The 10,722-nt window shown below is 46.8% G+C and carries 12 protein-coding genes; all 12 read right to left on the minus strand.

Going from position 1 to position 10,722, the window contains the following annotated elements:
• Nucleotides 1-39: 39 nt before the first annotated feature.
• Nucleotides 40-1,872 (minus strand): 1-deoxy-D-xylulose-5-phosphate synthase, encoded by a 1,833-nt coding sequence (gene dxs / locus Q0614_RS10300; protein WP_298788526.1) that lies wholly within the window; start codon nt 1,870-1,872, stop codon nt 40-42.
• Nucleotides 1,862-2,971, minus strand: a complete 1,110-nt coding sequence (gene hisC / locus Q0614_RS10305) for a histidinol-phosphate transaminase (protein ID WP_298788527.1) — start codon at nt 2,969-2,971, stop codon at nt 1,862-1,864. The genes dxs and hisC overlap by 11 nt, the downstream gene beginning before the upstream one ends.
• Complete coding sequence (pheA, locus tag Q0614_RS10310; RefSeq protein WP_298029288.1) at nt 2,971-4,047, minus strand: prephenate dehydratase; 1,077 nt, start codon at nt 4,045-4,047, stop codon at nt 2,971-2,973. Before pheA ends, hisC begins: the two co-directional genes overlap by 1 nt.
• Nucleotides 4,031-4,465, minus strand: a complete 435-nt coding sequence (locus Q0614_RS10315) for a hypothetical protein (RefSeq protein ID WP_298788529.1) — start codon at nt 4,463-4,465, stop codon at nt 4,031-4,033. The genes pheA and Q0614_RS10315 overlap by 17 nt, the downstream gene beginning before the upstream one ends.
• On the minus strand, nt 4,462-5,982 hold the full coding sequence (gene lysA / locus Q0614_RS10320; protein WP_298788531.1) for a diaminopimelate decarboxylase: 1,521 nt from the start codon (nt 5,980-5,982) through the stop codon (nt 4,462-4,464). The genes Q0614_RS10315 and lysA overlap by 4 nt, the downstream gene beginning before the upstream one ends.
• Nucleotides 5,983-5,998: 16 nt before the next feature.
• On the minus strand, nt 5,999-7,045 hold the full coding sequence (locus Q0614_RS10325; RefSeq protein ID WP_297950785.1) for an LptF/LptG family permease: 1,047 nt from the start codon (nt 7,043-7,045) through the stop codon (nt 5,999-6,001).
• Nucleotides 7,042-7,599, minus strand: coding sequence for an aminoacyl-tRNA hydrolase (pth, locus tag Q0614_RS10330; protein ID WP_298788533.1), 558 nt, complete (start codon nt 7,597-7,599; stop codon nt 7,042-7,044). Before pth ends, Q0614_RS10325 begins: the two co-directional genes overlap by 4 nt.
• 8 nt (nt 7,600-7,607) lie before the next feature.
• The gene (locus Q0614_RS10335) at nt 7,608-8,144 is read right to left on the minus strand and encodes a 50S ribosomal protein L25/general stress protein Ctc (RefSeq protein WP_297964461.1); all 537 of its coding nucleotides are present in this window, start codon (nt 8,142-8,144) and stop codon (nt 7,608-7,610) included.
• A gap of 98 nt (nt 8,145-8,242) precedes the next feature.
• Entirely contained in the window at nt 8,243-8,563 is a 321-nt protein-coding gene (locus tag Q0614_RS10340; RefSeq protein ID WP_298788535.1) for a hypothetical protein, read from the minus strand.
• Nucleotides 8,564-8,582: 19 nt separating this feature from the next.
• The gene (locus Q0614_RS10345) at nt 8,583-9,041 is read right to left on the minus strand and encodes a hypothetical protein (RefSeq protein WP_298788537.1); all 459 of its coding nucleotides are present in this window, start codon (nt 9,039-9,041) and stop codon (nt 8,583-8,585) included.
• 36 nt (nt 9,042-9,077) lie between these two features.
• Nucleotides 9,078-10,280, minus strand: coding sequence for a PD-(D/E)XK nuclease family protein (locus tag Q0614_RS10350; protein ID WP_298788538.1), 1,203 nt, complete (start codon nt 10,278-10,280; stop codon nt 9,078-9,080).
• 1 nt (nt 10,281) lies between these two features.
• On the minus strand, nt 10,282-10,722 hold a 441-nt coding region (locus tag Q0614_RS10355), incomplete at its 5' end, for a hypothetical protein (protein ID WP_298788540.1).

A 10,722-nucleotide genomic window follows, 5' to 3' on the forward strand; every position in this document is an offset into this window, starting at 1 on the left:
GATATTATCAAATTTTACTTTAAACAAAGTTGATATTAACTAATACTTTTTATCACTTAATATTCGCTCGGTTAGAGTTTTCACGTCCAAGCCCAAGCTGCGTTCTACGTCGGCGGTCTTTCCGTGCGGCAAAAACATATCGCCGAACTCAAAGCTCACGATCTTTACGTCCGAAATTTCATTTTCCTGCAAAAATGCGCTTAAAATTTCACCTATGCCGCCCTTTTTGGCATTGTCGCTAAAGACGTACCAAATTTTATCCTTGCGAGCTAAGCTTCGCAAAAACTCGGCGTCTAAAGGCTTTGCAAAGACTAGATCTACGACGTCCGCCTCCATCTGCCCCTCCAGCGCCTCGGCCGTTTTATACGCTCTGCCCGCGCCGTTTCCATAGCCGATGAGCGCTACGTGCGCGCTATCGCTGCGCTTTACAAACACCGATTTTGCAAGCTCTACTGCAGATGCACTAGTCTCGTCGCAGCCCAAGATAAAGCTTCCGCGCGGATAACGGATCGCCAAAACCCCTTCGTGCGTGTAGGAGTACTCGATGATCCGTTTAAAGCTCGCCTCGTCCCGCGGCGCGCACATGCTGACGTTCGGGATCGCGTTTAAGAAGCTCACGTCAAAGACCCCCTCGTGCGTCTCGCCGTCCTCGCCCACGATGCCCGCGCGATCCATCGCAAGGACTAAGCTTAGATTCATAATCGCCGCGTCGTGAACGATCTGATCAAACGCGCGCTGCATAAAGGTCGAATATATCGTAACGTACGGCTTAAAACCTTCGCGCGCCATCGCAGCCATCGAGCTTAGCGCGTGAGGTTCGGCGATCGCTACATCCCAGAAGCGGTGGGGAAATTTCTCGATCAGTTTATTCATGCCGGTGCCGCTTGGCATCGCGGCAGTTACGCCCACGACGTTTTCATGCTTGGCGGCCAAATTTAAAAGCGCTTCGGCATAAATTTGCGTGGCACTTTTGGCGGCGGATTTTTTCTTAAATTCTCCGCTTTGAATGTCGAAAGGCCCTACGCCGTGCCAGCTCTCCAAATATCCCTCGGCCTTGTCATAGCCCTTGCCCTTGATCGTTTGAGCGTGCACGACGACGGGTTTGCGCGCGCTTTTTGCCGTCTTTAGCGCCGATATGAGATCAGCTAGGTTATGGCCATCGACCGGGCCGATGTATTCGAGCCCAAGCTCCTCAAAATACATCCCCGGAATGATGAGCTTTAAGGAATTTTCAAAGCGCTTTGCCATGTAAGTAGCGCTTTGCGGAGCGTGGGAGAGCAGCTCTCTTACGTGGGATTTAAATTTTTGATATGTCTCGCCCACCATCGCTTGGCTTAGGTATTTGCTAAAGGCACCGATGGGCTTGCTGATGCTCATTTTGTTGTCATTTAGAATGATGACGCAGGGCAGGCGCAGATCGCCGAGCTCGTTCATCGCTTCGTAAGTCATGCCGCCGCTCATCGAGCCGTCGCCGATGAGTACGACCGGCACGCGATCCTCGTGCTTTAGGTTTATCGCTTTTGCCGCGCCCACGGCTAAAGAGATCGACGTCGAGGCGTGCCCTGCGACGAAGTAATCAAATTTACTCTCGCTAGGCTTCGTGTAGCCGCTGATACCGCCGAACTGCCTAAGCGAGCCGAACTCCTCCCAGCGATCCGTTAGAAGCTTGTGCGCGTAGCTTTGATGGCTCACATCGAAGATAAACGGATCGCTCGTGACGTCGAATACGTAGTGCATCGCCACGATGAGCTCGACCGCGCCCATATTTGAGCTTAGATGGCCGCCGTTTTTGCTAACGACTTCGATGATGCGCGCTCTGATCTGCGTGCAAAGCTCCCGTAGCTCCTCTAGGCTTTTATTTTTAATATCCACTCAAAATCTCTCCCAAAGCGCCCAAGACGCGATCGTTTTGCTCAGGCATGCCGATCGTGATACGCACGGCGTTTAGCCCGTAGCTTTTTAAATTTCGAATGATGATGCCGCGGCGCAGAAGCCTATCGCAAAGCTCGCTACTATCTAGCGGCGGGCTAAGTTTAAACGTGATGAAATTTGCGTAGCTAGGGATAAATTCCAAATTTCGCTCGCGCGCAAAATCTTCAAAGCGGCTCATCTGCGTGGCGTTGTTTTGTAGGCTCTTTTGCACGAAAGCCTCGTCTTTTAGCGCCGCGATCGCTGCTGCAAGGCTAAGCGTCGTGATATTAAAAGGCGGTCGCAGCTTATAAAGCGCGCTTATGATTTGCCGCGGCGCGATGCCGTAGCCTACGCGCATACCGCCCAGGCCGTAGACCTTCGAGAAGGTGCCTAGATAGAGCACGTTTTTAAAATTTTGAATTAAAAGCTTAGGATCAAGCCTCTTGCGTTCATCTTTAAACGCCGCAAATTCGTTGTACGCAGCATCGATCACCAAAAGCGTGTCCTCATCCACGCTGCTGGCGAACCTATACACTGCCTCCGCATCCAAGCACTCGCCAAGCGGGTTATTCGGCACGCACAAAAAGATGACCGAAATTTCATCCCTGTGCGCGTTATAAATTTTTAAAAGCTCGGCTAGATCGTGCTCCTGCGCGCTCGTTTTGTAAACCTTGGCCTCGCAGTGGCTTGCGTAGATGCCGTACATCGCGAAAGTGACGCCCGCTTGCAGTATCGCGCGGCGCGAATTTAGCTTGGCATGCAGCGCAAACTCGATGATCTGATCGCTGCCCGCGCCGATGATGATATTTTGCGGCTCTACGCCGAATTTCGAGGCGAGCGCGCCTTTTAGCTCATACATCGAATCATCAGGGTAAAGATGCGCGCGTGCCGCGTTTTGTGCGATTGCCTCCTGCACCGCCTCGCTCGTGCCGAAAGGATTTTCGTTGCTGGCAAGCTTTAGCACGTCCTGCTTGCGGATACCAAACTCCCGTACCACAAGCTCGATCGGCTTGCCCGCTTCGTAATTGCTTAGATTTTCTACAAATTCGTTAAATTTCATCACTCCCCTCCGTTTATATAGCTTCCCAGCCATGTGATTTCGTGGCCGTTTTTCTGCGCGTTTTGCAGCACGCGCGCCACGCGTTCGTCGTCGATGTGCCCCTCAAAATCGACATAAAAGATGCATTTAAAATCCCTAAGCTTAACAGGGCGGCTTTCTAATTTGGTTAAATTTATCCCCTCGTTGCGAAACATCTGTAAAAAGTCCACAAGTCCGCCCGGGCGGTCGTCTGTTTTGGCTAGGATGCTCGTTTTGTTGCGGTCGCTCTTTTGGTTTTTAAAGTCGCTCAGTACGAAAAATCGCGTGCGATTGGCGGAGTTGTCCTCGATCTTTTGAAACATCATCGGCACGCCGTAAAGATCGGCGGCGATCTTGGAACAGATCGCGGCGGAGTGCGGCGTGGCGGCTGCCATCTGCGCCGCAAGCGCGGTCGATTTGGTCGCGGTAAATTTAACGCCGCTAAGGCCGTGATCGTCTAAAAATTTAAGGCACTGATTGTATCCTTGCGGATGCGAGAATATCTGATCCACCGTGCTTACGTCGTCGCAGTGGCTCGCAAAGCAGTGGTGGATATCCATATAAATTTCGGCGACGATCTTGACGCCCTCGTATTTTCGCAAGCAATCAAGCGTCGCGCCTACCGCGCCTTCGGTGTTGTTTTCGATCGGCACGACGCCGTATTTGGCCTCGCCGCTATCAAGCTCCTTAAAGACCGCCTCGATGTTTGAGAGCGGCAGATAGGAGCTTACCGCGCCGAAGCGGCTCTTGGCGGCTTGGTGCGAATAGGTGCCGAAAGGCCCCAAAAACGCAACGATCTGCGGCTTTTCTAAATTTCGAGAAACCGAGAAAATTTCAAAAAATATCGCCTCGATCGCCTCTTTGCTTAAATTTCGCGCCTTTCCGCCGTCCAGCCTGCTGATGATTGAGCGCTCGCGCTCCGGGCGGTAGATCGCGCTGCCCGCGGTCTGCTTCAGCTCGCCGATCTTTTTGACAAACCCCATGCGCTCGTCGATAAGGCGCAAAATTTCATCATCCAGCCTATCGATACAAACGCGCAGATCATCGATGTTTTGCATCACAACCCTCCTTTTGCTCGCCCCTAAATTTCGATTTTAAAAATTTCACGACGCCTCTTTTGCGACACGCTTTGAAATTTTGACCGCGCGATCTTAGAATTTCATCGCTTGCGATTGCCGCGCCGCAACTTCCGCGCGCTAAGAAGGCGCGATAAAATTCGTCGCAGCGGGATCTGAAATTTAAAGGGGCGCGGTTAAAATTTAAAACGGGGCTTTGTTTTGCCGTAAAATTTAGAGGCGCATTTTGTTTAGATTTGAAATTTAAAGCGCGGGTGCATTTAGGCTCGGAATTTAAAGCGGCGGTGCGTTTAAAATTTAGGGCCGCGCTCGTTGCGGCATTAAAATTTAAAGCCTCTGCGCGCTCGGATTTGAAATTTAAGATCGTGCCCCGTTTTGGACGGCTCGCCGCGCGGCTCATACGAGATCCTTTTCGAGCGCGATTAGATCATCAAAGCTCTCGCGCCTTCTGATTAGGCGGTCCTGCCCGTCGTAAACTGCGACCTCGGCGGCGCGACAGCGGGTGTTGTAGTTGCTCGACATCGAAAAGCCGTAGGCGCCGGCGCTTTTGATCGCGAGCAGATCGCCGCTTTGCAAGCAGGGCAAGCTCACCCCTTTGGCTAGAAAATCGCCGCTTTCGCAGATCGGTCCTACGACGTCGCAGAGGCTTAAGCTCTCTGCAGAGCTTTGCGGCGCAGAATTATCCACGGCGGAGCTTAGATTAGAGGAATTCTGTGGCTCGAAATTTCCTTGCAAGCTTTGTGAAACGCCGTTTTGCGGCGTAGAATTTTGCGGTGCGAAATCCTCTGAAGCGGACTTAGCCTCGATGCCGAAAGCTTTGCTATGCGTGGAATTCTGCGCCGTGAAATTCTCGGCTAAATCTTGCGTAATGCCGCTTTGCTGAGAGGAATTTCGTGCCGTAGAATTTTCGGTGTCGTTTTGGCTCGCGCAGCTTTCGCAGGCGAAATTCTGCTCGCTTACAAGCTCGATTTTATGGTGCGCGCCGTAGAGACTCGGGCGTATGAGATCGTTCATCGCGCCGTCAACGATAACGAAGCGCTTGCCGCAGTTTTGTTTTTCGTAAAGCACGCGGGTAAGAAATACCCCCGCAGCCCCCGCGATGAAGCGCCCCGGCTCGCACACGATCGTGACATCTAGCCCGCTTAGGCTGCGCAAAATCCCCTGCGCGTAGTCGTAGAGCACGATCTGCTTTTCATCCTCGTAGCGGATGCCGATGCCGCCGCCCACGTCGAAAAACTTTATATCGATCTCAAGGGCTCGCAGCTCGCGCAGCAGATCGCTTACGATCTTTGCCGCATCGCAGATCGGCGCGATCTCCGTAAGCTGGCTGCCGATGTGAAAGTGGATGCCGACGGGATTTAAAAATTTGCTCTTTTTGGCGTAGATATACATCTTGCGCGCAGTCTCGATGCTGACGCCGAATTTGTTCTCATTTAGCCCCGTGGAGATGTAGGGGTGGGTCTTGGCGTCAACGTTCGGATTTACGCGGATGCTGATGCGAGCGGGCTTATTTAGCTTTTGCGCGATTTGCTCTAAGCGCAGCATCTCGGCTTCGCTTTCTAAATTTATCAGCAAGATGTCCGACTTTAGCGCAAATTCTAGCTCGCTGTCTTGCTTGCCGACGCCAGAGAATATAATCTTATAGCTCTTTGCGCCGATATACAGAGCGCGGCGCAGCTCGCCGATGCTGACGCAATCAAAGCCGCTGCCCAGATCCGATAGAAATTTTAAAATACTTAAATTCGAGCTTGCCTTAATCGCGAAGCAAACGAGCGACTTGCGCGCTGCGAAGGCCTCTTTGAGCGCTATGAAATTCTTTTGTATCTCGTTAAAATCGTAAACGTATAAAGGAGTGCCGTATTTGCGGGCTAAGCTTGAATAATCCATAGAATTTCCACCGATAAATTTTTGCGCCATTCTAACAAATCAAGGCTTAACGATGCTTAAAAACCAAAAATGCTGCAAAGCCTAATAACGCTGTTATGGGCACGATAATGCCAAGTTCTGGGATGATGACGCCGTTGAGAGAAAACCTAATTAACACGAAAAGCACGCCCCAGGCGCATAGCGTAGCGATAAAAAATCCAAAACTTAGCAGCGCGAGATTAAAAAATCGCCCCGTAACGGGCAGGTAATAATACAGCACCAATACCGCTAAAGGCGCAAATAACGGAAAAAATATCATATTATAAAGACTTGCTTTTATAGTGGAGATATTCACGCCTTGATGCGAAAAGGTGCGGATCGAACGCAAAGCATCCCTGATCGAATATACATTACTCGTATCATAAACGCTTGCAATTGAGCTTGGATCAAAGCCCTTAAGCGCCTCGCTCTGCGCGCTAAGCTTACTTTTTAATCCACTTCCTCCAAGTTTAAGCTGCGCTGGTAAAGTAGTAGTATTTACGTCGCGCAGATGCCAAATTTTACCTGCGTATTCGCCAGAGCTTGCATGCGAGCGTGAAGCAACGGAGTTATCACCCATATCAAAGATCGTTATATCATTTGCGTTTTTGCCGTTTAGAGCTTTGATGTAGATATATTTACCCTCAAATTTCAAAAACATATCTCCCCCCGTAGGCGATAAATCGGTTAAATTCTTTTGAAATTTTAATGCGTATGCAAACGGGGTGGAATTTAAAGCTATAAAGCCTGCAGTAATCGCAAGTGCGATCAAAAATGGAGGGATTATCAGAGCGTTTTTGCTAACTCCAAGCGCATAAAAGCTCACCAGCTCGTTGCTACGGATCATATTAAAGCCCATCAAAATAAGCGCAAAAATAAGACTTAGCGGCAGCGTGTAGCTAAGCGCGACCGCTGCGGTTAGAGCGATATACAAAAGAGCGGTATTCGCGCTTGAAGGAAAATCTTTGAGATTGGTAAGCACATCGATGCCTACGTAAAAGCATTCAAGGGCTATTAGAAGGATAAAAAAATACTTCAGATAGGAAAGAGCCGCGTATTTTACGTATAACTTCACGCCTTAGCCTTTTTAATCGTAAATTTTTGCGCGATCTGCTCTATATCCGAGCAAATGAGCTCCTCTACCGCGCGCGCGACGTAGGGTAAAATTTCGCCTAGCTTTTCGCGCTCGCTTTCGTTAAAATTTCCAAGCACGAAATTTGCCGCATCCTGCCCTTGCTGTTTTTTACCCACGCCGATACGCACGCGCTCGTAATCCGCGCCGATTAGCGCGTCGATCGATTTGATCCCGTTGTGCCCGCCGCTACTGCCGCCTTTTTTAAATTTAACGGCGCCCAGATCCAAATCTATATCGTCGTGCACCACAATGATGCGCTCGGGCTTATAAAAATCATTCACCGCCTTTACGGAGTTGCCGCTTAAGTTCATAAAAGTTTGGGGTTTTAAAAGAAGAAGCGAGCCCTTTTTAAAAAGCTCGCCTTGGAATTTAGACGAGCCGAGCTCGCTAAAGCCGCCCGTCTTTAAAATTTCGTCGATTAGCATAAAACCGACGTTATGTCTGGTATCTGCGTATTTCTGAGCAGGATTCCCAAGTCCTGCGATCAGTATCATAGGCGCCCCTATTTAGCCGAAGTAACTCCGACTACCGCTACTGAGCCGTCTAGGATGATGCTGACGCCCTCTTTTACGGGGATGTCGCGGATCAAAAGCGAATCGCCTACATCAAGATCGGTTACATCCAGCGTAAAATCGTTTGGTAGATCTTTGCCTGCGCATTTTACGGCGATACGGCGCTTGGATTGCACCAAAATACCTTTGTTTTTTAGTCCTTTAGCGACGCCAGTTACCTTAACCGGCACTAAATATTTGCTTACGACGTCATCCTGAACTACTCGCAAATCTACGTGAGTTAGGGTATTTGTGACAGGGTGCTTTTGGTATTCTTGCACTATAACGCGATATGTCTTACCGCCCACGCTAACCTCGAAAGGAAGATCTTCTTTTGCACGCATAGCCTTGATAAAGTCGTTTACTTTAAACGCTGCGTTAATATTTTCAAATCCTTTCGCATAAATATTAGCGATTAGATAACCATCTCGTTTTAGGGATTTTGAAGCCCTTTTACCGATACTATCTCTAACGATACCTTCTAACATTAGGTTTCCTTTGTGAAAAAATGAAGCGTGATAATAGCTAAATGTTGCTTTAAATCTATTTAATCGCTTTAATCGCTTATTGGAATTCAAAGGCGAATTTAATCCGCCATCTTATAAAAATCACCCACAATCTTATAGAATTCCACATCCTTCATAACGGCCCTTTTTACCTTTCTCGGCTGCCCTGTTTTGGTTATCGTCTCTATTTCTTCGCGCTCGCCAGTATCTACTTGGGTTTTATTTAAGGCTTTTTCTTTTATCGAGATTAAATTTGCGCCGTATTTTTCAGCTTTTCTTAGAAATTCATATTCCGTTCTTTTGAAATCTTCCCCCTGTTCTTCGATATTTTTTACTACTAGTCTGATTTTTTTGCCATTTTCTTTAAGCTCATCTAATTCTTTTTCATCGTCTATTTGCATTATTGTTTCTTTTAAACGCTCAAAAATTTTTTTTATGTTCTTCTATTTGTCGTTGCCTTTCAGCTTCTTTTTCAGCTTTTATTCTTTGTCTTTCAGCTTCCTCTTTGGCTCGGATCCTTTTTCGTTTAGCCTCCTCCTCAGCCTCTCTTTTTAGTCTTTCTTCTCTTATTTGCTTTCTTTCTGCTTTTTCCTCGGCTTCCAGTCTTTCTTTTTCGGCTTTCTCTTTAGCTTCCATTTCATCTTTTATTACACCCGAATGCATCATTATTGATATACCAATAAAAATACTCATACTTATAAGCCCTGCGATATCTATATTTACTCCAAGCCAATCGGTAATTAAAAAGCTCACTAAGCTTAATATAAATAAAAATACAGCTGCATTCCGAAATGCTCTTCTCCACTTGATAAAAAGTGCTATAAGTATAACTAGAGTAATTGGCGTCAGCACCGAAACTATGTTATGAACGGTTTCCATTTTTTCTCCTTTATTTTTTAAAAAATACGTGACTTATCACGCACCTTGTTTATGCCGTAAAATCGTCATAATTAGCCGCTCTCCCATAATTTCATAAAAATCCTTTTTGTATTCGCTCGCATGCTTTCGCAGCGCGTCTTTGAATTCGTCGTAGAATTTGAAGCTGCATTCGTGAGTTTCAAAAAATTTTAAAAGCACGCTGTATCTTATGACCGAATAGCGCCCATACTCATCAAATTTTGCCAACTCTCTATCCGCATAGCTATAATCAGGTAGAAGCAAAAAACACTTTGCTCTGCCGCCTGAATCCTGCTTATCGGCAATCTTTGAGTATTTATCTAGCTGAGAGCGTATTACGCCGCTTTGCAAATCGTGTCTTATCCCGTTGATACCGGATTTGATCTTATTTTCGATGACGATTGCGTGGTTTTGATCTTTTATGAAAATATCTATATTTTTGTATTCTCTTAAAATTTGCGCGTCCTCGCTTATGTTTAGCCGTAAAATTTCGCTCGCAAATTTTAAAAATAGCTGCGCATCGTTTCGCAAATAATAGACTATCCAATTTGAAAAGCTTAACTCATCGTCCATCTTGCCGATTATCTCTAAGATATTTTGCTCTTTAGCTTTGAAATTTAAAATTTCATTTAGCCCGATCCGCTTCGTAGTATCGTTCTCTTGCCAAAGCTCGGGCGCGAAAATTTTATCCAGCGCGCTTTCGCCCTGGACATATTGCTTTAAAGATTGCGAGGAAAATTTAAATGGCACTAAAAAATGCGTTTCGTCTATCAGTTTCTCATCATCAACGATGTAAAATTTAAATCTTGGTTTTTTAAAATTCGACGTCTCAAACGTTATATACGCCGCATTGGGGCTATCGTTTTCGCTTTCAAATAGCTCGTTTAGAAGCACACCGCCGTAAGCGATATTTTGTGCTTCAATCATTTCGGATTGTCTTTTAAGCTCCTCTTTAGCGCCGCGCTTTCTGCCGCAGACAAAAAGCTCATCGCTCAAAAGCAGTTTTAACTCGCTAGCGCAAGCTAAAATTTCAAAACAATGTTTCGAGATAGCACGCACTAAAAGAACTTTGTGTGCATCCTTCGCATCCTCATTTATCGTGCCGTAGGGATTTACGTAGATGTAGTGCCTGCCGTTATCTGCCTTAAAAAGATTGATGATTTCGTGCCCCAAGCTCTCGTTCAAATAGCCGCCAGAAAACATTCGATTTATAATTATCATCTCAGAATAAATTCCTATCTATATTTTTGGCGCTAAATTTAAGTACGCATTCTCGTATGGCGTTGCGTACTTCGTCGCGCTTTTGTTTGTCATAAAAATATAATCCCGTCGAGCCGAAGCTTCCAAAGACGTAGAGATAATATCTTGTTTGGATATCATTAATGCGCCGCCCCAATCTAGCGCTTTTGGAACTCATCCTAAAAAATTTAATCACCGCTAGGAAAATTTTAAAAATATTTGCGCTTTTTACCTCTTTTTTCTCTAAGCGCATATCCTCGATTTGATCTGCCGTGACGGTTCTGCTGCGCATTAAATTCCAATACGGCGCGCAGAGCAAAACGGCTACAATGCTATTTTCAACGTCGCTTCTAGGGAAGGTGATTTTGCCCGTTTGCATATCGATCAGGTATCTTTTGTTTTTGTTGTAGATCAAAATGCTTTG

Origin of the sequence: uncultured Campylobacter sp. (genome assembly GCF_937997595.1) — a bacterium.
GTDB lineage: Bacteria > Campylobacterota > Campylobacteria > Campylobacterales > Campylobacteraceae > Campylobacter_B.

Excerpts from the sequence above, each read along its gene's own strand:
- hisC (WP_298788527.1), bottom strand. The coding sequence starts at position 2,971 with ATGAAATTTAACGAATTTGTAGAAAATCTAAGCAATTACGAAGCGGGC.
- pheA (WP_298029288.1), bottom strand. The coding sequence starts at position 4,047 with ATGCAAAACATCGATGATCTGCGCGTTTGTATCGATAGGCTGGATGAT.
- Q0614_RS10315 (WP_298788529.1), bottom strand. The coding sequence starts at position 4,465 with ATGAGCCGCGCGGCGAGCCGTCCAAAACGGGGCACGATCTTAAATTTC.
- lysA (WP_298788531.1), bottom strand. The coding sequence starts at position 5,982 with ATGGCGCAAAAATTTATCGGTGGAAATTCTATGGATTATTCAAGCTTA.
- pth (WP_298788533.1), bottom strand. The coding sequence starts at position 7,599 with ATGATACTGATCGCAGGACTTGGGAATCCTGCTCAGAAATACGCAGAT.
- Q0614_RS10335 (WP_297964461.1), bottom strand. The coding sequence starts at position 8,144 with ATGTTAGAAGGTATCGTTAGAGATAGTATCGGTAAAAGGGCTTCAAAA.
- Q0614_RS10340 (WP_298788535.1), bottom strand. The coding sequence starts at position 8,563 with ATGCAAATAGACGATGAAAAAGAATTAGATGAGCTTAAAGAAAATGGC.
- Q0614_RS10345 (WP_298788537.1), bottom strand. The coding sequence starts at position 9,041 with ATGGAAACCGTTCATAACATAGTTTCGGTGCTGACGCCAATTACTCTA.
- Q0614_RS10350 (WP_298788538.1), bottom strand. The coding sequence starts at position 10,280 with ATGATAATTATAAATCGAATGTTTTCTGGCGGCTATTTGAACGAGAGC.